Origin of the sequence: Parabacteroides sp. AT13, from assembly GCF_002272965.1 — a bacterium.
Lineage (GTDB): Bacteria > Bacteroidota > Bacteroidia > Bacteroidales > Tannerellaceae > Parabacteroides > Parabacteroides distasonis.
In genome coordinates, this window is sequence record NZ_NQMH01000001.1 from 512,997 (window position 1) to 539,987 (window position 26,991).

General features: G+C 46.2%; 21 protein-coding genes. 8 read left to right on the forward strand and 13 right to left on the reverse strand.

Features of this window, described 5'->3' with window-relative positions; genetic code table 11:
- Positions 1–6 precede the first annotated feature (6 nt).
- The 5 genes from CI959_RS02505 to CI959_RS02525 all read right to left on the reverse strand — a co-directional run bounded on the left by CI959_RS02505 (position 7) and on the right by CI959_RS02525 (position 5,790).
- Entirely contained in the window at positions 7–786 is a 780-nt protein-coding gene (locus CI959_RS02505) for a GDSL-type esterase/lipase family protein (RefSeq protein ID WP_057316651.1), read from the reverse strand.
- On the reverse strand, positions 773–1,666 hold the full coding sequence (locus CI959_RS02510) for a glycine betaine ABC transporter substrate-binding protein (protein WP_057316653.1): 894 nt from the start codon (positions 1,664–1,666) through the stop codon (positions 773–775). The genes CI959_RS02505 and CI959_RS02510 overlap by 14 nt, the downstream gene beginning before the upstream one ends.
- A gap of 28 nt (positions 1,667–1,694) precedes the next feature.
- Positions 1,695–2,528: a proline/glycine betaine ABC transporter permease gene (locus CI959_RS02515; RefSeq protein WP_005865644.1), complete on the reverse strand. Its 834-nt coding sequence runs from the start codon at positions 2,526–2,528 to the stop codon at positions 1,695–1,697.
- Positions 2,525–3,751, reverse strand: coding sequence for a glycine betaine/L-proline ABC transporter ATP-binding protein (locus tag CI959_RS02520; protein WP_005855275.1), 1,227 nt, complete (start codon positions 3,749–3,751; stop codon positions 2,525–2,527). Before CI959_RS02520 ends, CI959_RS02515 begins: the two co-directional genes overlap by 4 nt.
- A 170-nt stretch (positions 3,752–3,921) precedes the next feature.
- On the reverse strand, positions 3,922–5,790 hold the full coding sequence (locus CI959_RS02525) for a HAMP domain-containing sensor histidine kinase (RefSeq protein ID WP_005855273.1): 1,869 nt from the start codon (positions 5,788–5,790) through the stop codon (positions 3,922–3,924).
- 173 nt (positions 5,791–5,963) lie between these two features.
- On the opposite strand from CI959_RS02525, the gene CI959_RS02530 reads away from it, so the two are divergent.
- On the forward strand, positions 5,964–6,596 hold the full coding sequence (locus tag CI959_RS02530; RefSeq protein ID WP_008774437.1) for a peroxiredoxin: 633 nt from the start codon (positions 5,964–5,966) through the stop codon (positions 6,594–6,596).
- Between the two features lie 38 nt (positions 6,597–6,634).
- Here the strand turns inward: CI959_RS02530 and CI959_RS02535 are convergent, their stop codons facing one another.
- Positions 6,635–7,111: a pyridoxamine 5'-phosphate oxidase family protein gene (locus tag CI959_RS02535; protein ID WP_005855269.1), complete on the reverse strand. Its 477-nt coding sequence runs from the start codon at positions 7,109–7,111 to the stop codon at positions 6,635–6,637.
- Positions 7,112–7,220: 109 nt separating this feature from the next.
- On the opposite strand from CI959_RS02535, the gene CI959_RS02540 reads away from it, so the two are divergent.
- Positions 7,221–8,516 carry a M64 family metallopeptidase gene (locus CI959_RS02540; RefSeq protein WP_095231397.1) on the forward strand — a complete coding sequence of 432 codons (1,296 nt, stop codon included), beginning with the start codon at positions 7,221–7,223 and terminating at the stop codon, positions 8,514–8,516.
- 76 nt (positions 8,517–8,592) lie between these two features.
- On the opposite strand, the gene CI959_RS02545 is transcribed toward CI959_RS02540, so the two are convergent.
- Positions 8,593–9,306 (reverse strand): pirin family protein, encoded by a 714-nt coding sequence (locus CI959_RS02545; protein WP_005855265.1) that lies wholly within the window; start codon positions 9,304–9,306, stop codon positions 8,593–8,595.
- A 160-nt stretch (positions 9,307–9,466) separates the two neighbouring features.
- Here CI959_RS02545 and CI959_RS02550 point away from each other — a divergent pair, with 160 nt between their 5' ends.
- The 6 genes from CI959_RS02550 (at position 9,467) to CI959_RS02575 (ending at position 20,391) form a co-directional block, all read left to right on the forward strand.
- Positions 9,467–10,960: an IMP dehydrogenase gene (locus CI959_RS02550; protein ID WP_005855263.1), complete on the forward strand. Its 1,494-nt coding sequence runs from the start codon at positions 9,467–9,469 to the stop codon at positions 10,958–10,960.
- 70 nt (positions 10,961–11,030) lie between these two features.
- Entirely contained in the window at positions 11,031–13,229 is a 2,199-nt protein-coding gene (locus CI959_RS02555; RefSeq protein ID WP_005855262.1) for an alpha-galactosidase, read from the forward strand.
- Between the two features lie 18 nt (positions 13,230–13,247).
- Positions 13,248–14,126, forward strand: a complete 879-nt coding sequence (locus CI959_RS02560; RefSeq protein ID WP_009276811.1) for an AraC family transcriptional regulator — start codon at positions 13,248–13,250, stop codon at positions 14,124–14,126.
- Between the two features lie 364 nt (positions 14,127–14,490).
- Positions 14,491–17,724 carry a TonB-dependent receptor gene (locus CI959_RS02565; protein WP_009276810.1) on the forward strand — a complete coding sequence of 1,078 codons (3,234 nt, stop codon included), beginning with the start codon at positions 14,491–14,493 and terminating at the stop codon, positions 17,722–17,724.
- Between the two features lie 12 nt (positions 17,725–17,736).
- The gene (locus tag CI959_RS02570) at positions 17,737–19,515 is read left to right on the forward strand and encodes a RagB/SusD family nutrient uptake outer membrane protein (protein WP_005855257.1); all 1,779 of its coding nucleotides are present in this window, start codon (positions 17,737–17,739) and stop codon (positions 19,513–19,515) included.
- 27 nt (positions 19,516–19,542) lie between these two features.
- Entirely contained in the window at positions 19,543–20,391 is an 849-nt protein-coding gene (locus tag CI959_RS02575; protein WP_008774445.1) for a hypothetical protein, read from the forward strand.
- Between the two features lie 1,425 nt (positions 20,392–21,816).
- Here the strand turns inward: CI959_RS02575 and CI959_RS02585 are convergent.
- The 6 genes from CI959_RS02585 to nhaD all read right to left on the reverse strand — a co-directional run bounded on the left by CI959_RS02585 (position 21,817) and on the right by nhaD (position 26,923).
- Entirely contained in the window at positions 21,817–22,392 is a 576-nt protein-coding gene (locus tag CI959_RS02585; RefSeq protein ID WP_009276808.1) for a uracil-DNA glycosylase family protein, read from the reverse strand.
- A complete protein-coding gene (locus CI959_RS02590) occupies positions 22,389–23,030 on the reverse strand; it encodes a hypothetical protein (protein ID WP_008774447.1) in 642 nt (213 codons plus the stop codon). Before CI959_RS02590 ends, CI959_RS02585 begins: the two co-directional genes overlap by 4 nt.
- A gap of 63 nt (positions 23,031–23,093) precedes the next feature.
- Complete coding sequence (locus tag CI959_RS02595) at positions 23,094–23,756, reverse strand: MgtC/SapB family protein (RefSeq protein ID WP_005855247.1); 663 nt, start codon at positions 23,754–23,756, stop codon at positions 23,094–23,096.
- Positions 23,757–23,799: 43 nt separating this feature from the next.
- Positions 23,800–24,630 carry an N-acetylmuramic acid 6-phosphate etherase gene (murQ, locus tag CI959_RS02600; protein WP_044544584.1) on the reverse strand — a complete coding sequence of 277 codons (831 nt, stop codon included), beginning with the start codon at positions 24,628–24,630 and terminating at the stop codon, positions 23,800–23,802.
- 3 nt (positions 24,631–24,633) lie between these two features.
- Complete coding sequence (locus CI959_RS02605; RefSeq protein ID WP_057316655.1) at positions 24,634–25,488, reverse strand: ATPase; 855 nt, start codon at positions 25,486–25,488, stop codon at positions 24,634–24,636.
- A gap of 7 nt (positions 25,489–25,495) precedes the next feature.
- Positions 25,496–26,923 (reverse strand): sodium:proton antiporter NhaD, encoded by a 1,428-nt coding sequence (gene nhaD / locus CI959_RS02610; RefSeq protein WP_005855241.1) that lies wholly within the window; start codon positions 26,921–26,923, stop codon positions 25,496–25,498.
- Positions 26,924–26,991: the final 68 nt, after the last annotated feature.

Genomic DNA, 26,991 nt, shown 5'->3' on the forward strand with positions numbered 1-26,991 from the left:
TAGAGGTCAAAGCCCTAAAGCCTGACGAATCGCCTCACTCCACAATTCGCCTAACCGGACCGCTCCTTTCTCATTCGGATGAAGATAGAACACTCCGGCGTTGCCCTTCTCCACTTGGAAATCCGTTAAATGGTTTTCCTTAAAATAATCAAATCCTTTCGTATCTCCCAGAAAGACTTGTCCGGGAAAATGAGACGCATAATAATCGACTAATCGTTGTATTTGCGGATAATAATCTTGGAGCCTTCGCAAGCCTTCTTCCAAATATTTAGCTCCATTATACGTATTCGGGCTATACCATAAAGGACGATGTACCACAATACGGCAATTCGGGTATAAAGCTAATAAGCGATTGATAATTGTCTTCATGTTCTCATAATACCGCTCGGGCGCTACCGGGCAGCCGTTCGTGCCTTCTATCGCACTATCGTTCGTCCCCAGCATAATAGAGAACACCAAATCCGCCCAAGTCTCATCCTTAAATTTATCGGCAGCACGTACGACCCACGGGAAGAGCGTATTCGTATCCGGCAAATAATCAACGGTAGTGCAGCCGCTCTGTCCTCTATTGGAATACTTGACCGAAGCCACTTCCGGGCACTTGCTTAAAAACAATGCAGCCTTTACAGGAGGCGCATCATGGACAGGCTTCGGTAACCCGGCGCCAAACGTGATACTATTCCCGATAAATACGATATTCACATAACGTTTATTGTTTGCGGCTGAAGCAGACCAACACATAACGATACTTATTAAAATACATATGACTCCCTTAATTTGTCTCATGGCTCCCATTCAATTGATTCTCCTGCGAAGGTAAGAATAATTTGATTATCTCGGGATGTTTTTCAAGCCAAGCACGGGCTGATCGCGATTCCGTACGTGTCCCGTCTTCCATATAATACATCAATTCGCTCAGTTGTTCATCGGTTAACTTAAAGTTCTTGAAAAAAGAGGCTGCATATGGATCTTTCTCAGAGAATCCTTTCGTAGCGATAGCCTCGATATGCTCCGAGTCTCCAAATTCCTCTTTCGGGTCTTCCAAGAATTTTAACGGATAACGTGAGAACATCCAATGAGGGGTCCATCCGGTAACCACGATCCATTCGTTCGCATCAATCGATTTCTTCAAGAAAGCAACCATCGTAGCCCCACTGGAAGATTTCAAATCAAAATCCAAAGAATAATCTTGAACCGCCTTATCCGCCGAGTTCATCAAACCGGCGCCGGCATCGATCCCTATAATCTCACCTTTAAATTGATCTTTATGGGCATTCAAATCCTCGATGGAACGAATGGTAACGTACTCCGGAACTACCAAGCCCAATTTCGCATGCTCATAAACCGTTCCGAGTGTCTCAAGCCGGTCCCCGTATTGTTCCATATAATCCGCATGGGTCACCGGTAACCATGCATCCATGAACACATCCGCTTTTCCCGAAGCGACAGAAGTAAAGATCGGGGCGATATCCGCATTTTTTAATGTTACCCGATATCCTTGCTCCTCTAATATCACTTTGGCTAAGTTGGTCATAGCAATGCCCTCCGCCCAATTAGCGTACGCTATCGATATTTTCTTTCGATCCTTGCTATCCACACAACTGAAAATAAATTGTAAGGTCACCAAAAGCATACAGCATCCAATAATAATCGTAAATCGTCTCATATATCTATTTCTTTCTTTTCTATGTTTCTTATTTCTTTTGTTTATTCACTTTACCTTTCGCCCAGCCCTGCGTAATACGGTCCAAGATAATAGCCAAGATAACGACCGCTATACCTCCTTCGAAACCTAAACCTATTTTCATTTGGGTAATTCCTCGCAAGACAATCTCACCCAATCCTCCTGCCGAGATCATGGCCGCTATAACTACCATAGAAAGTGAAAGCATGATCGTTTGATTCACTCCCGTCATGATCGTAGGCAAAGCCAATGGCAATTGCACCTTATAAAGCAACTGAGAGGAAGTAGCGCCAAATGAGCGGGTAGCCTCCACAATATCGGCCGGGACTTGACGGATTCCCAGATCGGTCAGCCGTACAACCGGAGGCATGGCGAAAATCACCGTTGCGAAAGCGCCGGGTACCGGTCCCAAACCAAAAAACAAAACGGCTGGTATCAAGTAGACGAAAGCCGGCATCGTTTGCATCAAATCCAAGACCGGATGGATGATCTTATCCGCCCGATCACTGCGTGCGGTCCAAATTCCTAACGGAACTCCGATCATCAAGGCGATGATGGTAGAAGACAGTACCAAGGCCAAAGTCTGCATCGTTTCCACCCAGAAACCCATTCCGTAAATTAACAATAGACCCAATGCCGTGAACACGCCGACTCCTTTTCCTGCCTTGAACCAAGCCAACAATGCCAAGCCCAAAATCATCACATAAAACGGAATCCAAGTCAGCCCATCTTGAAAAGCATCGATAAATCCTCCGACCCCATCATTTATCACATCAAAAAAACGAGCGAAATGCTCAGTCAGCCAATTAATGGCAATCTCTATATATTTTCCTATATTTATCATAATTCTATCGCATTTTGAACAATTTGATCTATTTCCTCTTTATCCTTCCCCGTCATCTCGATTATAATCGATGAAGTAGAAACCAAGCCAGCCAATTGGTTGGCCTCATTAACGACCGGTAAGGCCTGCCGGATCTCCGGTAACAAAGGAAGCATATCCTCAACCGTCGTGTTTTCCAGAACCGAAGGAACCTCTTTCATCACAATCGACGAGAGATCATGATTCCCCGCTTTCCGAAGAGCCAAGACATCTTTCAAACGAACCTCGCCCAGAAATTGCCTATTTCCATCCACAACCGGCAATACATATAAGTTTTTCTCTTTCATTTTCCTCAACACGGTCTCCGGGCCATCTTTACGGATACGAGCGACAACCGGCTGGGTTATCATTATCGATGAGGCTGTAACGATACGTCCACGATCTACATTTTCCGTAAATCTAGAGACATAATGATTGGCCGGATCTGTCAAGATCTCCTCAGGGGTACCTACTTGCACGACCTCCCCGTCTTTCATAATGGCGATACGATCCCCCAACTTAATCGCCTCGTCAAGATCATGCGTAATAAAGATGATCGTTTTTTGCATCTTCTCTTGTAGTTTCAATAGCTCATCCTGCATCTGTACACGGATCAATGGGTCTAAGGCAGAAAAAGCCTCATCCATTAAGAGCACCTCGGGATCATTCGCGATCGCACGGGCCAATCCGACACGTTGCTGCATACCTCCAGACAACTCGCTAACCTTCTGGTTCTCGTATCCTTTTAACCCTACTAGGGCTACACTTTCCACAGCTTTCTGGTCTCTTTCTTTTTTAGGAACCCCTTGTAACTCCAAGCCAAAAGCGATATTACTCAATACCGTGCGATGGGGCAGCAATCCAAAATGCTGGAAAACCATAGCCATTTCCTTACGCCGTATATCCAATAATTCTTTATCCGAGGAAGTCGTTATGTTTTTTCCGTTGATAAAGACTTCTCCCAAAGAGGGCTCGTTCAATCGGTTAATACAACGTAACAGCGTAGATTTTCCACTTCCGGAAAGTCCCATTATCACAAATAACTCCCCTTCCTCAATTTTTAGGTTCGCATTACGTACAGCTACCGTGCAACCCGTTTCTTTCAAAATGTCTTGTTTACTTTTTCCCGCTACTAGCATTCTTTTCGCACGCATTTTCTCCGGGCCGAAAAGAATAGATAAATTCTTTATTTCTATTTTCGTCATATAAAATCTTTGATTACAGGTATGATACAAAAAGATTAGGCCATAAGTCCAGAATTTCTTATGGCAAAACATAAACCAAAAGCATATATAAGTTAATGCTTATTATGGAAATTGACTACAACCTAAATCATCTCTTATATAGACAACCGAATTTCAAAGAGTATTGTTCACTAGTTTTTCCAACTATTGGGTCTTTTCATAGGTAAAGTGAAAATAAATGTAGAACCAAATCCTTCTTCGGACATCACTGAAATATTACCGCCCATTTTTAATACCAGACCTTTACAAATTGCTAATCCCAATCCGATTCCTTGCTCAAAATCGCTTAATTGCACGAACCGAGCAAAGATATTATCCAATTCATCTTTGGGAATGCCACAGCCTGTATCCGAAACATAAAACTTAATCATTTTCTCCTCAGCCTCAAGCGTATACCCAAACCAGATACTACCTTTCTTGGTATGCTTAACCGCATTCGTCAATAAATTCATGCAGATTTGCCATAATCGATTTCGATCTATATTAAATATGATATCGGGACATGCATCCAAGGTTATTTCCACCCCTTCCGGCTTACGTAATTGTATGGAGTTATATAGATCTTTCATAAAGGAAGGTAAATAAACATCCATATAAGTAAATGTCATCATATCAGACTCGATTCTGGAAATATCCAAAACATCATTGACTATACTTAAAAGTAAATCATTGTTCATCTTGATCAAGCTAATATAATTTTGACGCAATTCCAAATCCTCCTCCACTCCTAACAAATCAGAGAAACCGACAATAGCGTTCAATGGTGTACGGATCTCATGGGTCATATTCGCTAAGAAAGTCGACTTAAGCATATCCGCCTCCTCCGCTTTTTCCTTGGCTGAGATCAAGTCTTCCTCAAACTCCAATCGTTCTTGATCATCGATCATACAGCCAACAATCAAATTCGGGAAACCATTTTCATCCTTCTCATGCGTCTTACCGATCACCTCATAGATCCGATAGGTATTATCATCGTTCTTTAGACGAAAATCTATTTTATATTCATCCAATTTATTCGCACGGATCGTATTGAACAGATAGAAAAAGTCGCCAGAATCGTCCGGGTGACGAAGTTGCGGCAAAGCCTGACAGATGAACTGATTACGTTTCAATAAACTATTGGTCGTGCCATAAAACTGGAAACAACGGTTACAATGTACTTTATCGCAAGACTTAAATCGGCTGAAATTAAAAGAATAAGTCGTAATCTTGCTATTCTGCAAAGCAAGCTCCATCATCATCCGACTTTCGGACAACTTACTGCTTAACGCCTCATTCGCTTTCTCCTGCTCAACGAGCTCCGACACATTCCGTATATAAATAATCACATACCGGTCATGTACAGGTACCAACCGTAGTTTAAAATAAACGACCGGAGCGTTATGTCCCGGAATCGATAAATCTAAATTCATGATCTCCGACTTATTCAAGCAACTTTGCACGATCGTGGCCACACGACGCTTAGTCTCATCCGGATAAATGAAACCCGGAAGATCATCGATACGCCGATTGATCGACTCCGGCGTTATACAAGTCTCCACAGCATAAGCGATAATCCGCTCTACGATCAATTGCTTGTTTACCAAAAGGATCGTATCAGGAACCGCTTCCGCCATCTTTTGCGACATGTCCGTCAATTCCTTCAATTCCCGGTCATAACCGGCTGCCTCCTGCCCGACCGCCGGATTACCCGTTAATAATAAGGTATATCCAAGAATCTCTCTATTCTCTTTCATTGAGGGGATGATAGAATACGGTACAGGCAAAGAACCGGAAACCACGCTTCCCCCACGCAGATATTGTTTTTGAAGATCGGTCAACAAATCTGTACGAAAAAGATTATTTAATAAGAAGTCCGCTTCATTTGTAAAAGGAAATTTCTCGTTTAAGGACTTATTTATATCAATTAGCGCACCGTTTTTATCATACAGAGCACCTCCCATGGGATAATATGTAAAAAAATCTGTCAGCAAACGCTGTTTTACCTCGGAAACCTCCATATACTTTCTTTATTAACATCAATAAGTTACAAAGAAATAAAATCTTTGAAAATCAGAGAAATTTTAAAGCATAAACTTTAGGTCTATTTCACAAGAAAATCAGTCTCTTTACTAAAAAAGCAACAACAAACCTTCACTTACGCTTGTTACTTAACAAACAAATTAATTATAATATGAAAGCATTAATAGGTAAAAAGGCACCGGAATTCCACGCTCCGGCAGTAGTGAATGGCAATGAGATCATCGAGGATTTCTCTTTGGAACAATATGTAGGCAAGAAGTATGTAGTCATGTTTTTCTATCCGATGGACTTTACATTCGTTTGCCCGACAGAATTACATGCCTTCCAACAAAAGTTACAGGAATTCGAAAGACGTAACGTAGCGGTGGTTGGTTGCTCCGTCGATTCTCAATTTTCTCATTTCGCATGGTTAAACCAAGATAAGAATAAAGGAGGTATCCATGGGGTGACTTATCCACTCGTATCCGATTTTTCCAAAACCATCTCTGAAAACTTTGGCGTATTAGCCGCTGATTATATTACAAACGAAAGTGGAGAACTTATCTCCAGAGGAAATCCGGTCGCTTACCGGGGTCTGTTCCTGATTGACAAAGAGGGCTTGATCCGTCATTATGTAATCAACGATTTACCATTAGGCCGTAACGTAGACGAGGCTCTCCGTATGGTCGATGCCTTACAGCACTTCGAAGAATATGGCGAGGTTTGCCCGGCAAATTGGTCCAAAGGAAAAGACGCCATGAAAGCGACAAACGCAGGAGTCTCTAATTATTTAAGCCATCATTGATATATTGCAAGAAAGGGGGCTAGGCCCCCTTTCTTATACTATTGAGACAATCGTTTACACTTTCCCGAGATATGCGAGATATCTAGACGTAAGATATTAGTCCGGTAAAAAGATTTCTCAATATACTTTTCGCCGATCTCCTTAAACGCCGATGAATATTTATTCACGAGTAGCCGCAAGGCATACCGACGCTCTTCTTCCGGCAAATCCAAATGTATCTCTCCAAAAGCGATAGTGCTCTCGTAACCTGTCGTGAATTTTCCCGGAACGATTTGTGTAGCGCCAACTACCGTGAAACTCACTTTCGGGTTTTCTCGTAGACATTCCAGCTTATACCCTTCCGGAGCGCAATGGAAATAAATAGAATCCCCTTCCTTTACATAATTGATCGGGATTCCATACCCATACCCATTTATCCCCGACATGGCCAAAAAACCATATTCCGCCTCCTCCAATAAACGAATTGCCAACTCATTATCCAAAATCCGGTCTTTTCGTCTGATCTCTCTAAACATAGGTCTAATTTATTTATAAACGAGTATAATACACTAATCGTGGCAAATCTATAAAAAAATAATATACATTTGCGTCATAAAGTTGACACATGATAAATATTATAGATCTATGAGAGCAAGAATAACCTTATTATTATTATTCGCCATTCTTTTCAGTTTCACTTGTCTGGCACAAACTAATTTTGAAAAACACTTCACGAAGAAAAGTCTCCGGATTGATTTCGCATTGAGCGGGAATTGGGATTTCCAAGCCGCCGCTATACAACAACTCCGGGAAGAACCCGTCTGGGCAGGGCCGGTCAAAAACTTGACCGATCCGTTTGGTTATGGAGGGTATTATATTAATGTATATGATAAAGCCGGTAAAGAGTTGATCTACTCACGAGGATTCAATACGTTATTCGAAGAATGGAGAAGTACGGAGCAAGCGAAGACCGAGACACAATCTTGGACAAATAGCATCTCTATCCCCTATCCGAAAGCTCCTGTCATCATTGAGATTACGGCAAGAGACAAGGCCGACATGCAGTTCCATCTTTTATTGAAACAAGAGATTGATCCGGCCAGTATTTTTATTGACCGGGGAAAACTCAAGGAAAACCGGATCACAAAAATCCAATATAACGGGGATTCCTCCGGGAAAGTAGACCTCGTATTTTTGGCGGAAGGTTATACGGCGGATGAGCAAGAGAAATTCGTAGCTGATGCCAAACGTTTTACGGAGGCATTGTTTAAAACCCCGCCTTATGACACTCGCCGGGAAGATTTCAATATTTGGGCGGTAGATGCCGTTTCGGAAGAATCGGGAACAGATGTATCCGGTAAAGGTATATTCAAGAATACCGCATTGAATTCCGGTTATTATACATTCGGTGTAGATCGCTATTTAACCACCCCGGATATGAAGTCTATACGTGACGCCGTATGGAACGCTCCTTGCGACGCAATCTTCATCTTGGTAAACACGGACGCTTACGGTGGTGGCGGTATGTATAATTTTTATGCCATGGGAACCGCCGATAACCCACGTACCCCGGTCGTATTCGTTCACGAGTTCGGACATAGTTTCGCTGGTCTAGCAGATGAATATTTCAGTTCCGAGGTCGCTTATCAAGATTTTTATAATTTGAAGTACGAGCCTTGGGAACCGAACATCACGACCTTGGTTAACTTCGATGCTAAATGGAAAGATCTTCTACCGACTAATACACCGATACCTACCCCATTAGATGACGCCCATAAGGATAAGGCAGGCGTATTCGAGGGAGGCGGTTACATCGCTAAAGGCATTTATCGCCCGATGGATCACTGTATGATGCGTGATTACGCTCCATTCTGTCCAGCTTGTAGCCGGGCGATCTTAAAGATGATCGATTACTTCACGGATAAACCGATAAAACATTAACAAGGAAAGAGCGGGTACCCTAATAGCTTTGTTACATCAACTATTAAGATACCCGCCAGCACTAACCTATCAACATTTATTTCATCATCGGAATTTCTATCAAAAGAACTTTTGCGTGCTTCAAGACTTCTATCGTAATGCTATCGGTTTCCCAGAATCCGGCCCCGTCACGCTTAGACAGGATCGTATTACTTACCTCCACCTCTCCGTCGATCACGAATAAATAAACTCCATTATTTTTACTATGTAGCTTGTACTCTTTTACTTGACCGGCATCTAGGTTTCCTAAAGAGAACCAAGCGTCTTGATTGATCGACGCAGGAGCGCTACCGTCCGGAGCGATGATCAAGGACAACTTATTCTTTTCCGAAGTAACCGGACGCACGTCATAACTGGCATAATGAGGCTTGGTATTCTCCTCACGGGGAAATACCCATATTTGCAAGAACTCCAATTGTTCATTACCGCTGTCGTTGAACTCGCTATGCACGATACCGGTACCGGCGCTCATCACCTGAATATCTCCCGGCGTAATCACCTCGCTATTCTTTATGCTATCCCCATGGCGTAAATATCCCTTTAACGGGATGGAGATAACCTCCATATTCTTATGTGGATGCATATCGAATCCCTCACCCGGCGCCACGGAATCATCATTCAATACACGTAGCATCCCGAAATGAACCCTTTCCGGATTGTAATAATTAGCAAAGCTAAACGTGTGATGTGTTTTCAACCAACCGTGATTCGCATACCCTCTGGATTGAGCCTTATCAACTACAACTCTCATATTTTCCTCCTTTTTAAATCTACATTAATAACAAATCCATAACTATAAATGTTGCGGGACGCATATTTCGAACATTTCATGTAAACATGTGATTCATATATGAACAGAAATCGCTACTTTTGCACAATTAAAAAAACTCATCCTGTAAATATAAAATCTTATGGCAATCTACTTAAACGATGTATCGAGAACATTTGGTGAGTATTTACTTATTCCCGGTTTAACCACCAAAGAATGTATTCCCGCAAACGTTTCATTGAAAACGCCGCTTGTGAAATTCAAGTCTGGCGAGAAATCCGCTATTGAATTAAATATTCCTTTCGTTTCAGCGATCATGCAATCGGTTTCCGGCCCTAAACTGGCAATCGAGTTGGCTCGCAACGGAGGACTTTCCTTCATCTTCGGCTCGCAACCGATCGAGAGCCAAGCGGATATGGTTCGCAAAGTAAAGAAATTCAAGGCCGGATTTGTTATCAGCGACTCTAACCTTACGCCCGAGAATACCTTGGCCGACGTGCTTGAGCTAGTCCGCCGGACAGAACATTCTACGATTGGTGTGACAGATGATGGTACGCCTAACGGCAAATTGCTAGGTATGGTAACCAGTCGCGATTACCGTGAAGGCAAAGACCCGATCGACATGAAGGTGAAAGATTTCATGACCCCGTTCGCTAAACTAATCGTTGGCGAGCTAGGCATGACCTTGAAAGAGGCGAACCAGATTATCTGGGATCATAAGTTGAATACATTGCCAATCATCGACAAGGATCAGAAGCTTCAATACTTCGTATTCCGCAAGGACTACGATAGCCACCGTGAGAACCCGAAAGAGTTATCCGGCGGTGATAAGAAATTATTAGTAGGTGCCGGTATCAACACCCGCGACTATAAGGAACGTGTTCCGGCATTGGTAGAGGCTGGCGTTGACGTATTGTGTATCGACTCTTCCGACGGCTATTCCGAATGGCAGTACGAGACCTTGCACTGGATCAAGGATACCTACGGAGACAAGGTACTGGTTGGTGCCGGAAACGTGGTTGACCAAGATGGTTTCAACTACTTGGCTGACGCCGGAGCGGATTTCATCAAGGTAGGTATCGGTGGTGGTTCCATCTGTATCACCCGTGAGCAGAAAGGTATCGGTCGCGGACAGGCTACCGCCTTGATCGACGTAGCGAAAGCTCGTGACGAGTATTTCAAAAGACACGGCGTTTATATCCCTATCTGTAGCGATGGTGGTCTGGTACACGATTACCATATGGTATTGGCGTTGGCTATGGGTGCCGATTTCTTGATGATGGGCCGTTATTTCGCCCGCTTCGACGAGTCGCCTACGAAGAAGATGAAAATCGGAAACAACTTCGTGAAGGAGTATTGGGGTGAGGGCTCTAACCGTGCGAAGAACTGGCAGCGCTATGACATGGGTGGGAACGAATCCTTGAAATTCGAGGAAGGCGTGGACAGCTATGTACCGTATGCCGGAAAATTGAAAGATAATTTAAACGTAACATTGGGTAAGATGATCGCTACGATGTGTAGCTGTGGTTCCATCTCTATCCAAGAGTTGCAGCAGCATGCCAAGATCACGCTTGTCTCCTCTACGAGTATCGTTGAGGGTGGCGCTCACGACGTGATCCTGAAAGAGCAGAATTAATTACAATATGTATTCTAGTAGAGGCGTGGCACGCTACGTCTCTACTATTTACACATTCAAATAATTTACCATGAAAAATCTATTACTTACAGTTATCCTTTTGTGCTTTTGTTTGCCATTCGTAAAAGCCGCCGATCAAAAGATGATCTTAATCTCAACCAATGAGACGGACTTGATTTTACAAGTAGCCCCCAATGGACGGCTCTACCAAACTTATCTAGGGAATAAATTAGTAAACGAATCCGAATTTGAGAACCTCTCATGGAATATCCAAGCCGGAACGGATGGCAGCGTATCAACCCGTGGATGGGAAGTATATCCTTGCTCAGGAGCGGAAGATTATTTCGAACCAGCTTTCGCCATCCAGCATAACGACGGAAACATGACTAGCATATTCAAGTATGTTTCCAGCGAATCTAAGAAACTAGACAATAACGTTACGGAGACAATTATCTCCCTGAAAGACGATGTATACCCAGTGGAGGCTAAATTACATTATGTAACCTTCGCTAAAGAAAACGTGATCAAGGCTTGGACTGAGATTCGTCATATGGAGAAAAAACCGGTCACGATTACCCAATACGCTTCCAATATGCTTTATTTCGAGAGTCCTCGCTATGTATTGACCGAGTTTAGCGGTGACTGGGCCAAAGAAGTACAGATGAGCAGCCAAGACTTGAAATTCGGGAAAAAGATTATCGATACGAAACTAGGCTCCCGTGCCGCCATGCACGCTTACCCGTTTTTTGAGATTGGGTTAGGTGCCCCGGCCAGCGAGAATACAGGAGATGTTTTAATGGGAACGATAGGTTGGACTGGAAACTACCGCTTTACGTTCGAGGTGGACAACGCCGGTAACCTTCGTGTCATCTCCGGCATCAATCCCTATGCGTCCGCCTATGAATTGAAACCGAACGAATGGTTCGTCACCCCTGAGTTTATCTTTACGTTGAGTAACCAAGGAACCGGAAAAGCCAGTCGTGATATCCATGATTGGGCACGTAATTACCAGATCAAGGATGGTAAAGGCGATCGACTTACCCTACTGAACAACTGGGAATCGACCGGTTTCAATTTCAACGAGAAGAAATTGGAGGAACTAATGAAAGAAGCCAAGCATCTAGGTGTAGATATGTTTTTGCTGGATGATGGTTGGTTCGCTAATAAATACCCTCGTCAAAACGATAAGGCCGGATTGGGCGATTGGGAGGTTACACACGATAAGTTGCCAAACGGCATTCCTCATCTGGTGCAGGTCGCTAAAGATGCCGGCGTGAAATTCGGTATCTGGATCGAGCCGGAGATGGTAAACCCCAAGAGCGAACTTTTCGAGAAACACCCGGACTGGGCGATCCATCTACCGAATCGTGAGACCTATTACTATCGCAATCAACTTGTCTTAGACTTAAGCAACCCGAAAGTACAGGATTATGTATTCAGCGTGGTGGATAATATCATGATCGAGAATCCGGATCTGGCTTTCTTCAAATGGGATTGCAACAGCCCGATTACCAATGTCTATTCCCCCTATCTTAAAGAGAAGCAGAATCAATTGTATATCGACCATGTACGAGGTGTCTATAACGTATTCAAACGGGTAGCCGAGAAATACCCTCACCTACCGATCATGCTTTGCTCCGGTGGGGGTGCCCGCTGTGATTACGAGGCATTGAAATATTTCACGGAATTCTGGTGCAGCGACAACACCGATCCGATCGAGCGTTTGTATATCCAATGGGGATTCTCCCAGTTCTTCCCGGCAAAGGCAATGTGCGCCCACGTGACTAGCTGGAACAAGAATACCTCTATCAAGTTCCGTACCGACGTGGCCATGATGTGTAAGATGGGCTTCGATATCAGCTTGAAGGAAATGAACGATGACGAGATGAAATACTGCCAAGAAGCAGTTGCCAACTACAAACGTCTAAAGGGCACGATCCTCGACGGCGATCTGTACCGTCTAGTCTCCCCTTACGATACCAACCATTCATCCGTGATGTACGTGGATAAGGCAAAAAGCAAATCCGTCCTATTCGCTTATGATATCCACCCTCGCTTCGGAGAAAAGACTTTCCCCGTAAAGCTACAAGGATTGGACCCGAATAAGAAATATAAGGTACAAGAGATAAACCTCATGCCGGGCCAGAAATCGACCTTGGTTACCGACGGAGGTACCTTCAGCGGAGATTTCTTGATGAAAATAGGAATGAACGTGTTCTCTACGGCTCATGCCCATAGCAAGGTCATAGAGCTGACCGAGGCTCACTAACTAAATTGTCAACAGAGAATGGACATTATCCGCGAGATAACCCCACTATCGGAAAAGGACTGCTTTTACATCGTAGACCGGCGTAAGACAGAATTTACCTATCCGATCCATTGCCACTCGGAGTACGAGCTCAATTTCATTGAGCACGCTCCGGGGGTAAGGCGTGTGGTCGGTGACTCTGCGGAAGTGATCGGAGAATACGAGTTAGTATTGATAACCGGGAAAGAACTGGAGCATGTCTGGGAGCAGAACGCATGTAAATCGCCTTTGATCCATGAGATCACGATCCAGTTCTCTCCCGATCTCTTCGGGAAGAATCTATTGGAGAAAAACCAATTCAACAGTATCCGGAAAATGTTGGAGAAAGCCCAATGCGGCATCAGTTTCCCGATGTCTTCCATCCTGAAGGTTTACCATTTACTGGAAAAGCTGGTTTCCGAGGAGCAAAGCTTTTATGCGGTCATCAACTTCTTAACCATCTTATATGAGCTTTCTGTCGAGGAGAACTACAAAGTATTGGCCAGCTCCTCATTCGCTAAAATAACAGATATCCATTCCGAGAGCCGTCGTATCCAGAAAGTACAAAATTACATTAACGAACGATACCAACAGGATATCCGCCTAAACCAACTGGCGGAACTCGTAGGTATGGCCCCTTCCGCTTTCAGCCGTTTCTTCAAGTTGAGGACCGGGAAGACCCTCTCCGACTATATCACCGATATCCGTATCGGTTACGCCGCCCGCATGCTGGTGGACACGCAACGATCCATCGCGGAGATTTGTTATGACTGCGGCTTCAATAACCTCTCGAACTTCAACCGTATCTTTAAGAAAAAGAAAAACTGCTCTCCCAAAGAGTTCCGGGATAACTACAAAAAGACAAAAATCATTGTATAAGAGACCTTTTTAACAGGGATAAATACATATCCCCCCCTATTTCTATACAAAATCCCCCCTTCTCTTTTCCTTCACACATCTATCTTTGCGACCAGTCACAAAGGCTTTCATGCCTACGGCTACCCCATCGATGTGTTAAAAATACACTCCGGCAAAAAAGTATTATTCTTGGATAAAATAGTATTTGAACGCACTTGGGATCCGACGTAATTTTGCGACAGAAATTAACAATACATATTAACAACAAAAAACAATTGCCTATGAGGAAGGACCGAAAATCTAATGTTTTTAGCAGTTAACCGCTAATGACCCTATTGAGTAAATGAATTTTAGTTTAGCCTTATATGATTTAATGTAAAAAATAATGAATTCAACAATTAAGAAAACGACGCTGTTTTTAGGCGCATGTATGGCCTTCCAGCTAGGTGGCATACCACAAATGTTAGCCGCCCCTAGTACTTCGATGGAAGTCATGCAACAAACAAAAAGAATCACTGGTACCGTGAAAGACGCAACAGGAATGGAAGTCATCGGTGCCAATGTTATCGTAAAGGGAACGACAAACGGAGTGATAACCGATTTGGATGGTAAGTTCAGCTTAGAGGCCGCCCCCGGCTCTATCATAGAGATCTCCTACATCGGTTATATGACCCAAGAGATTCCCGTAACCGCCCAAACATCCGACTTACAGATCACCTTGAAAGAGGACTCACAGAGTTTGGACGAGGTAGTGGTAGTAGGTTATGGTGTACAAAAGAAAAAGTTGGTGACAGGTGCTACCCTTCAAGTAAAGGGAGAGAATATCCAAAAATTAAACACGACAAACCCGCTAGGTGCCTTGCAGAGCCAAAGCCCGGGCGTCAATATCGTAGCGAACTCCGGCCAGCCGGGTAAGAGTTTCGATATCAACATTCGTGGTGCCGGAACGAACGGCAGCACGACTCCGCTATACATTATTGATGGCGTCGAAGGCGACATCAATTCCTTAAGTCCCGCCGATATCGAGAGCTTGGACGTATTGAAAGATGCCGCTTCCGCTGCGATCTACGGTTCACGTGCGGCCAACGGTGTTGTATTGATCACGACAAAGCAGGGCAAACAGGGTAAATTACAGGTTAGTTACGACGGCTATGTAGGTTTCCAGAACGTATATAAGATGCCGGACTTGCTGAATGCAAAGGAATACATGGCAGTCATGGACCAACTGAACTTCAACACGGGTAACCAACCTTACACGTGGACGAATTACATGTCACAAGAACAGTACAACCGTTACATGAGCGGCGAGGATGAGGGTACCAACTGGCTTGACGCAATCCGCAACAAGAACGCCATCACTACCAGCCACTCCCTGAACTTGGCCGGTGGTACGGAACGCTCCAAATTCTCCACGGGTGTATCCTACACGAAACAGGAAGGTACGCTAGGCAAGCCGGTCGCTTCCGACTACCAACGTTTCACGGTTCGCATGAACTCTGAACATATTTTGTGGAAAGAGGGTGACTTGGATATCATCACATTCGGCGAGAACCTGTACTATAATCATAATGAATCTTCCGGTATCTCCGAGGGTAATCAATACGGTAACGACATCTCTTGGATGTTACGTGCCAACCCGCTGGTTCCTATCTATAACGAGAACGGGGATTACTATATGTATGACGACTTGAACAAGGCCGGTTGGTTCAACTACAACTCTTATACGAGTAACCCGATCGCCGCAATGGTCAACTCCTCCCGTGGAAACAACAAGAGCAAAAACTACGGATTAACTATGGTTGGCTACTTGAAGGTACAACCAATCAAGGGACTCGTCTATAAAGGACAGGTCAGCTACAAACAGAACTCCAGCTCTTACCGTGGCTACAGTCCGGCTTATAAACTAACCTCTACCGATCAAAAACTAACCAATGAGGTTACCCAGAACATGACGACTGGTTGGGACTGGCAGATCGAGAATACGCTTAGCTACACCTTCAACATCGAGAAACACAACTTCGATGTATTAGTCGGTCAATCCTTCAAGAAGAGCGGTTTCGGTATGGGTGAGTATCTGGAGGCAACGGCGAACGACCTTCTGTTCTCCGACTGGGACCGGGCTTATATCAGCAATAGCATGGCTTCTCAGCCTACCTCAGCCAAAGGATATCCGACAGGGGATAACGCCTTAGCGTCATTCTTCGGACGTATCAACTATAACTTCAACGAGAAATACATGGCTAGCGTGATCTTACGTACGGATGGTTCCTCGAACTTCGCCCGTGGTAAACGCTGGGGTACATTCCCTTCCGTATCGGCTGGTTGGGTCGTGAGCAATGAAGATTTCATGGAAAGCACGCACGACTGGATGGACTTCTTGAAGATCCGTGCCAGCTGGGGTCAGAACGGTAACTGTAATATCGATAACTTCCAATATTTCTCGACCGTAGCGTTCGACCACCTCGGACAATATTCCTTCGGCAACAACAAGGGTACGGCCACGCAAGGCGGTTATGCCAGCATCATGCCGAACGAGGACGTGACATGGGAGACTTCCGAGCAGCTAGACCTTGGTCTGGACGCCCGTTTCCTAAGCGGCCGATTGAGCTTGAACTTCGATTGGTACAACAAGAAAACCAAGGACCTGTTGATCGTTGCCCCGATCCTAGACTCTTACGGAACGAACGCTCCCTATATCAACGGCGGTACCGTGGAAAATAAAGGTGTCGAGATCGGCTTAGGCTGGAACGACCAGAAGGGCGACTGGACGTATGGCGTGAACCTAAACCTTGCCCATAACAAGAACGAGGTTACGCAGATCAACAACAAAGACGGTTACATCCTAGGTCCGGACAAGGTACTGGCCGAGAACACACGTCCTGTATCCCGTATGGAAGTAGGACACCCGATCGGTTATTTCTGGGCCTATAAAACGGAAGGTGTCATGCAAAACGCCGACGACGTGCAGGCTTATCTGGATAAGAACTGTAAAGGCAACGCAGCCAACTCCCTGCAAGGTAGCTCCATCCAACCGGGCGACTTGAAATTCGTAGACGTGAATGGCGACGGCGTGATCAACGAGGACGACAAGACCGAAGTCGGCAACCCGCACCCGGATATCACGATGGGTCTAAGCTTCAACGTTGGTTACAAAGGATTCGATTTAGCGGTAACCACCTATGGGGCCTTCGGACAACAAAATATGCGCTCTTATCGTAAGTTTACCGACGGCAACGTGGAGAATTACACCTCCGAGGTATTTGAGTACTGGCATGGTGAGGGAACCTCCAATCGTTATCCTCGTCTGGTTCCGGGTAACACAGGTGTCAACTTCCAACAGATATCCGATATCTTCGTGGAAGACGCCAGCTATTTCCGCATCCAGAACGTTACTTTGGGCTACGACTTCAAGAACCTATGGAAGAACTGCCCACTACCGCAATTACGTCTGTACGTAAGCGCCCAGAACCTCTTCACCTTCACGGGATACAAGGGTATGGACCCCGAAATCGGTACGAACGATAGTTACCGCGAGGACAATCCTTGGGCAAGAGGTATCGACTTAGGTTCTTATCCTTCACCCAGAACTTATATGGTAGGTGTTAACATTAAATTTTAAGAGAAAAGCAACATGAAAAAGTTAATATATGCAATATGTATGGGCGCTGCCGTAGCCTTCTCCAGTTGTGAGGACATGCTCGACACGACCAATTACACAGAGAAGACAACCGCTACATTCCCGGAGTCGTACGACGATGCCCAGCAAATGATAGCAGGCGTTTACGCCAGCATGGCATCCGTTTGCGCCAACCCCGAGAGATCGTTCCTTTATTACGCCCAACTAGCCAGCGATGACGCGCTAGGCGGGGGCGGCTCGAACGACAAGCTGATGCAGGCCATGGACCTGCTCTGCAACTATCAGTCCGACATGACCCGCCAGTTCTGGAAAGACCGTTATGCCGGCGTATTCCGTGCCAACAGCGCCATAGAGACCTTGGATAACTGTCCGGACTTTCCTTCCACGGAAGCACGTAACCAATTGATGGGCGAGGCTCTCTTCATGCGTGCCTATTTCTACTACGAGCTAGCCTCGATGTACAATCGTGTACCCCTAATCACTACATCCCAGACAAGCGACGTGCCACAGGCAAGCCCCGCCGAGATCTGGGGACAGATCTTGCTAGACCTTAAGACAGCCGCCGACATCATGCCCGCATGGCGTGGAGGTACGTCATCCCTTGAGGCAGGACACGTCGACAAGTACACCGCCGAGGCCATGTTAGGCCGTGCTTGGTTGTTCTACACCGGCATGTACGGGAATGGCGAAGATATAGCCGCCTTGACCAGCGCCACTTACAACCCGCTGACCTCCGTCACCTTGGCCGACGGCTCTACCCTTACGAAGGATCAAGTGATCTCTTATATCGATGATTGCGTGAACAATTCCGGATATTCCTTAGCATCCGACTTCCGTAGCCTTTGGGCTTACACGAACCGTTGCACGGTGAACGATTTCGAATACACCGCCGGAAAAGGATTGAAATGGGTAGAGGATGATAACGCCGTCAACCCGGAATCTATGTTCGCCATCAAGTTCAATAAGCTGGCCAGTTGGAATACTACCATCGCTTTCGCCAATGGTTACGCGCTTCATTTCGGTCTTCGCGGAGATCAAGACGTAGCAAATACCTTCCCCTTCGGACAAGGTTGGGGAGCCGGGCCTGTAGCACCGAATTTCGTGAACGATTGGGCAAGCGCAGAACCAAATGACATGCGTCGCGACGCTTCCGTATATCGTACGGACAAATTACCCGCTTATAACAAAGGCGGTTGGGCGGACTTCGTACAGGAAACGGACTACTATGCCATGAAATGGTCTCCTGTCGCATGCAAGACATCCAATGACGAGAGTGGCTACTTCAAGACCTTCGAGAACGAGATGTACGGAATCGATGGCTGGACGCAAGGCGCGAATAACCAAGCCTTGGACAACATCCACGACTTGGTATTGATCCGCTTCGCTGACGTTCTCTTGATGCAATCCGAGCTCAAGGGAGATGCCACCGGTATGAATAAGGTGCGGGAGCGTGCCGGCCTTCCGGCTATCGGCTACTCGCTCCAAGCTCTGCAAAACGAGCGCCGTTGGGAATTAGCTTTGGAGGGTACCCGTTGGAACGACATCCGCCGCTGGCACATTGCCGCCGCGGCCTTGCAGAAACAGATAGGTACGCCTATCTACATCGCAGGTAATCCTGCCACGAACAAGGCGCAAAATGGTGGTTACGCCTCCCGCTACAACACCTCCGCCGGTTTCATGAAGATACCTGAGAGCCAAATCTCACTCTCCAGTGAACTCCAGCAGAACGAAGGTTGGGGAGCGGACGCCGAGTACAATGGCTGGGCTAATTAATAACCTTTTAATTCAGAATATACAATCATGATAAAGAATATATATTATATAGCAATGGCATTGATCGCAGGAATGATGGTTTCCTGCGACCCAATCACAGAAAGTGATCCGGGCATATCCGCCAACTTAACCGAGGCGGATCTGCAAGCCCGTGTAGCGCTTACGCAAACGACGGCCGGACAAAACAAGTTCACCTTCTCCACCAATCCCACACTGACGGTACAGGTATTGGATCAAGACGGGGCCATCCTAGCCACCGGAACCGAGGGTTCCATCATTGGCACTCCTCCCCTCACGAGCTTGACCGTCCGGGCTATGAACCAAGACGGCTCCATCACCTCTTTCTCTAACGATGTGACGATCTCCGAGTATGTGGATGTGCCTTCTATTTATGAAGGATTATTCGGACCGGAGTATAATTCTGTAACTTGGGTTTGGGATACAGATGCCAGCAACGGCCTTTGGGGAAATGGTGCTTATATGGAAAGCACAGGTCCGGAATGGTGGCAAGTTCAAGCCACAGACATCGACCAACAATGTACTGAGAAAGGATATGCCAAAGATGGATTAGAAGGTTGGATGACTTTTACCTTGGCTGGCAAGAAAGTAGAAACCAGCCGCGGTCAATCCGGAACAATCGCATGGGACTTATCCGCTGTAGCCAAAGAAGGTTGGGATCAAGGTACATTAACGTTCACCGGAACCATTCCTTTATTAGGACTGGTGAAAATGGGAGACACTGATGATACCTTCGCTCCTCAATATGAATATCACATCTTGGAAGCGGATGGTGAGCATCTTAAACTAGCGGCTCCGAAACCCGGCGCAGGTGATTGGGGAGAGGCTTGGTTCTGGAATTTTAAAACAAGAAAATAAAGAAAATATATCATGAAGAAAGTATTATTCATTCTATATTGCACTATTAACAACAACTGTTATTAATATCAATGCTGACGTAAATGGTCCATCACCTTCCTATGCCGCAGAAAGAGAAGGGTATTCAAAAATGTACGTTACAGCTCAAAATCAGGACGCCCATATATCAATGGTTATTGAAGATCAAAATTTCATGGAATATACTATCACCAGTGGTTTTTATAGTGGAGGTCCATGGGTTTACTTTGTTGAACATGGAAAGTATAAAGTTGTTTCCATAGATAAGGGATATAGAGTCTCTTGTAATGGATCTACAGTTCAAGTAGGATCTGTCATAACTTTTAGCGGCGCAACTGGGCATATTGGATTTTACGTAAATAATTGATCTAAAAATGAATATCACGATACTCAATGTTCTCCGTGACATTGAGTATCTCTGATCGGATAAATGAAGAAGATGTATCTCACTAGCAATATTTTATGATGAGATTATCCCAATAATTCATTCATTCTTGTTATATAAGAGGGGCGGAGCGTTTATCGTTCCGTCTCCTCTCTTTTTATCTTACACGGTACTCGCCCTGCAAATATCCTTCCGTCAACCAAACCGCTCTCCGGCCATCTTTTTGATTTCCATAGAGCATTTACCTTGACACACCTATTTTCCAAACCTAGCGAAATAGCGAGAAAGCAGTAGCAATAAGCACCCCTTTTTGTTAAAATACAGCGTTTTCCACACACAATAGGTGCCGGAAGCCTGCGTAACTAGTCGTATTAGGCAACGCCGATACTGCCGTTGGGCATCGTAAGTAGTCAAGAATAGGGTTATGAGTAGTCGCGAATGGGCATTCTTACCCTGTTATAACCCTATTGTAGCACCGTTTTTCTTCCCTTCCTGCCCCCAAAACATGAAATACGATGAATAAATTCCGCTAGAATAAAAGGCCGTTATTCAACATTAGCCTATCAACCAATCGATTGTCGTTTTTTTCTTTCGTTTTCGAGAGCATACCTTACCTTTACCCGAAAGAATCGATTCTCCATGACTTAAATTTACAAACTGTCACTTTGCTAAAAGACGCAAGACAAGGAGATGTCAAGTATCCGTGAAAGATGATACATCTTACAACGGTAATATCATACATCCTACAACAGTAAGATCATACATCTTACGGCGATAAGATGCTACAACTGTACCTTACTGAAAATAAGTTCGTGCATTAAACTCCATAATCGGACGTTTTAAACTGAATAACGTCGCAAATATCGCAGCGTTTCTCCTGTTCTAATGTCGCATCAAGTACTTAAAATATGTATATACACGAAAGAGATAATTGGACATCATTCAGATAGGACGTTTCCGAGCTTACCGCACTCCTTGAAGAGGTGGGGCGTAAACGAGGAATGCTGTATGGCAGACTTGCCTCACACCATCCCCAACGTCTCAAACATCCCCCGGTAAACGGCGGCCTTCTCCTCCAACGGCCTCGGATAAGCTCTAGAGGATGAAGGCATACGGAACAGCCTCATCGTCCTTCCCATACAAGAAAATTCCGACGAGAAGCCCACTTTCGGCTCCTCCGTGCCGGGCAATACGGAGAGGAGGGTATCCATCGCTTTCTGCCCGGTTACCACGATCGCCACGCATTCCGGTATCTGGGACAAGACCTTTTCCGGATCGATCGGCCGTACCACCTCAAGGAACTTATCGGAGGCATTTGCTTTCAAGCGGATCACCTCCATGGCGGTATCACCGATCCCGATCCCCTTTTCCCGGCAGAAAGCCTTCGCCTTCTCCTCGCTGAACGCCTTCTTGTCTCGCAGGAACGCATCCTTGTTCCCATAGAAAATCAAGCCAAGGATGCGCCACATATCATTCTGGATATTCGGGTAATAAAAATCCATGCTCCAACGAGCTCTTGGAGGCGGAAAACTTCCCAGCATCAGCAATCTCGTATTCTCCGGGAGGAAGAAACCTAGCGGATGCAGCTCGGTGGTCATGCTTCCTTGCTCTTTTTGAGTTCCTTCTTCTGATCCTCTTTCGCCAGAAGCACGACGTTATACACGAAGTCCGTGATCCATTGCTCGGAGTAGCCTAGTTTCTCGGCATACTTACGCACGCTCCATGCGGCCTTCTGCACGCTGATATCCTTCCACTCGGACTTGGTCAAGATATCGTGAACCGTCTTCGTCGTCATATTATACAGCAACTTCTTCACCAGCATGGAGAAGCGGAACTTCCACTGCATCAGATTGCCAAGCAAGTTGAACAAGTCATTGCAGAAACCTTGGAACATGAAGAAATACGTCTTGATATCGTTCTGGTTCTTGCAGTTCTTCTTCACCGAGCTGTCGATCTCCTTGAAGAAAGCCTCGCTTAGGCCGTAATCCTCCATCAACACCTTGCGCACACGGGATTTCTCGGCGACACCCAATTTGTTATTCTGGGTCGGTATCTTCAACATGCGTTTGAACAAAGCCATATCGGCGAGCATGTTCAAGTTGGTGATACCCAAGTTCACGGCCATAACGGCTTGATAATATACACGGATTAAAGATACGAACTCCTCCACGGAACCTTTGCCGGCCTCTTCCGCCTCAGATACGTTCTTCTTGAATAGCTTAGAAATAAAATTCATCGTACGATTATTAAATAGTTTCGAGCCGCGAATATACGAAAACTTACCGCCAATACAGAATAACTATTCAATTCTCTCCACCGTAACCTCCGGAAATTGCTCCATCAATAACAACAGTGGACTTTCCTCCGTGTTTTTACGGGCTTTCAACACGATGCTGACGACGTACTCGTCCTTCTCCTGATGCCCCAGTCTTTTCATGTCATAGCTTACCAACAGGAAACCTTTCTCGTAGATAACACGGGCGATCCGGTTGATCGCCTCCTTGTCGGAGGTAGAGAATACCACCAAGGAACTTCGCATCCCGATGCTTTTAAAAATAACGCTCAACAGCTCCAGCCCGGCGAGCGTCAACAAAGTGGCGGCGATACCGAGCCCGTACATGCCTGAGCCGACGGCCAGACCGATACCGGCGGTCGCCCAGATACCGGCGGCGGTAGTCAATCCCCGCACGAATTGTTTCTGGATGATGATCGTACCCGCCCCGATGAAACCGATGCCACTCACCACTTGGGCGGCCACACGGCTCGGATCGAGACTTACGCTATTCTCTAGGATGACATCTTGGAAGCCATATTGGGAGACAACCATGATCAACGCGCTACCCAACGAAACAAGGAAGTGAGTCCGGTAACCCGCCTCCTTCGCACGGTACTCACGGTCTAGTCCGACAACGGCGCCCAGAATACCTGCCACGAAAAGTCTTAGTATGAAATCCCACATCATAATCAACGATCTTTTAGGTTTTACCCCGAAAGATAGGAATTATTTATTGATTCAGCCGCCATTCACGGTGATAAGAATCGATCGCCTCCCGGACGGAGCCATGTAGGAGCAGGAGGTTCTTGCTCTGCTCGTAATCCAGACGAAGCTCTTCCATGATCATACGGGTGCCACGGTCCACCAATTTTTGGTTGGTCAGTTGCATGTTCACCATCCGGTTCCCCTTCACCCGGCCAAGCTTGATCATCGTGGAGGTCGTGATCATATTCAGCACCATCTTCTGGGCCGTACCGCTCTTCATCCGCGTACTTCCGGTGACGAACTCCGGACCTACTATCGGCTCGATGGCGATCTCCGCCTCCGCCGCCATCGGAGAGTCCGGGTTGCAGGAGATAGAGGCCGTCAGGATTCCCCCGGAGCGCGCCTTACGCAGGGCGCCGATCACGTAGGGAGTCGTACCCGAGGCGGCTATCCCCACCAAGGTGTCATTCGTATTGATATGATATTGTTGAAGTTCCTCCCAAGCCTTATCCAGATCGTCTTCCGCCGACTCCACGGGATTCCGGAGCGCCCGGTCACCGCCGGCGATCAAACCGATCACCAAGGTATTCGGCATACCGTACGTGGGAGGAATCTCGGAGGCGTCCAAGACACCCAAGCGACCACTCGTACCCGCCCCGATATAGAAGAGCCTGCCGCCTCTCCGCATCCGCTCTACGATACGGGTTACCAGCTTCTCGATCTTCGGGATCTCCCGGCCAACGGCGATCGCCACTTTCCGGTCCTCGTTATTGATGCCTTCCAGCAACTCCCGGACAGACATCTGATCCAGATTATCGTACAACGATTCCGACTCGGTTATCTTTTGAAATGCCATAACTCATTCATTTTTTTCTTCGTTCGTAAAATGATACCGGATCAATCCGTTCATGGGAGCCTGTACGACCGTACCGACCTTCAAGTCTAAGGATAAGGCCGCAGCTTTCAATACCTCCTGATAATAATAGGCGATAGAGCCTACGAAATGAATCGGGTACGTATCAGCTCCCGGATATAACGCCACGTTACGGAGGAAAAAGCTACGGAAACTCGTATAGACCAAATTATAAATCGGTTGCTCGGTGATATTCTCCAACAAGAAACGGGATAAGGTAGCCAAGAAACGATTCGGGAAAGGTTGTTTATATACCCGCTCCAACAATAAGGCGGGCGTCAACTCATATTGATCCATAAACTTCCGAACCAAAGGCGCCGGCAACTGACGCTTCAAGCAATCCCCTACCAATAACTTCCCGAGCACGGCGCCACTACCCTCATCCCCCAGAATGAATCCCAAGGGAGAGATATGCTCCGTTATCTCCGTCCCGTCATACAGACAAGAATTCGATCCCGTCCCCAATATACAGGCGATTCCCGGACGGCTCCCGCATAAGGCACGAGCAGCCGCCATCAAGTCACTATACACCTCTATGGGAGCCGGGATATAAGGCGTAATCGCCTCTTCCACGATCCGGTTCTTCTCCGGGAAGGCGCAACCGGCGCCATAGAAGTAAATGGCATCGATCCGCTCACCCTTCAAGGCGGGCAATAAGGCATCCCGGATTTCTCCGGCGATCTCCTCCCGTGTCTGGAAGAAGGGATTGATACCCGCCGTCACGACCGTACGCACCGGTCTGCCTTGATCCGCCAGGCACCACTCCGTCTTTGTAGATCCGCTATCCGCAATTAATATCATACACTTATTATAATATCAAATTCTGGAGAATATATACCACCGCACCAGACAAATATCCCGCCAAGGCCAGCAGCGAGATATTCTTCAAGTACCAAATGAAATTGATCCGCTCCAGGCCCATCACGACGACTCCGGCGGCGGAACCGATGATCAACATACTTCCACCTACTCCTGCGCAATAAGCCAAGAACTGCCAGAACACGCCGTCTTGCATGAAGTTCGCCAGATAAGCCGGATCAGTCGCCGCAGCCACCATAGCGTCCGTAGCCACCGGGTACATACCGATAGCACCCGCTACCAACGGAACATTATCCACGATAGACGATAAGGCGCCGATAATCAGGTTCACCGCATACACATTGCCTACCGTATCGTCCAGCCAGAAAGCGAAATCCGACAATACGCCGCTGCAACGCAAGGCATCCACCGCCAAAAGGATTCCGAGGAAGAATAACAAGGTCGCCCCGTCTATACGGTGAACCACCTTGGACAAGCGCAATTTCAAGTCCTCGTCGATCGGTTTACGGGCGTATAGCATCTCCGTATAGAACCAAAGAATACCCACTCCCATCAAGATACCCATAAACGGGGGAAGATGAGTAACCGTCTTGAATACAGGCACGAACAATAAACACAACACACCGATGATCAAGATCGATAACTTCTCCTTATCCTTCAATTTCTTCAGCAACTCATTGTCCGCCTCCATTTGCGAGAATGCGTTAGGGGGCGTCACGTTGCCATGCAAGAAACGCATGGCGATCAAGACCGGGATCAACGCCGATACGATACTCGGCAGGATCAAATGGGGGATCGTGGATGAGGTGGAGATATTTCCCCTTACCCAAAGCATGATCGTAGTCACGTCGCCGATCGGTGACCAAGCGCCACCGCTATTCGCCGCTATAATAATGATACTGCCGAACACCCACCGCTCTTTATAATTCCCGAGCAACTTACGGATCAACATGATCATGACGATCGAGGTGGTAAGGTTGTCCAACACGGCCGACATAAAGAACGTGATCACGGCGATCAACGCCAGCAGTTTCTTCTTTTTCTTCGTGGTAATATGATTCGTGATAAACATGAAACCGCCATGGGCATCGATCAGCTCCACGGTTATCATCGCCCCGATCAGGAATATAAGCGTCTCGGCGATCTCTCCGATACTATCCAGAACCTGATGCTCCACGACGAACCGGGTACATTGTTCCTTAAACGTTAAAGAACCCAAAGAGGGGAACGATTCCAAGAACAAGCTGAATTCCTCTGCCGAGGCCCTCGGGATGAAAAACGGGGCCGCGTACGTGTACATAACCCATAAGACCGTACCGATAAGCAAAGCCGTTCCCGCCTTGTTTATCTTTAGAGGATGTTCCAATGCGATCATCAAATAACCGACAAGGAACACAATGACCATTGCTGTCAACATAACTTCATGATTTAGGTTTAAACGCTACAAATGTAGAAATAATAACTCTGTAACACGATAGAAAGACG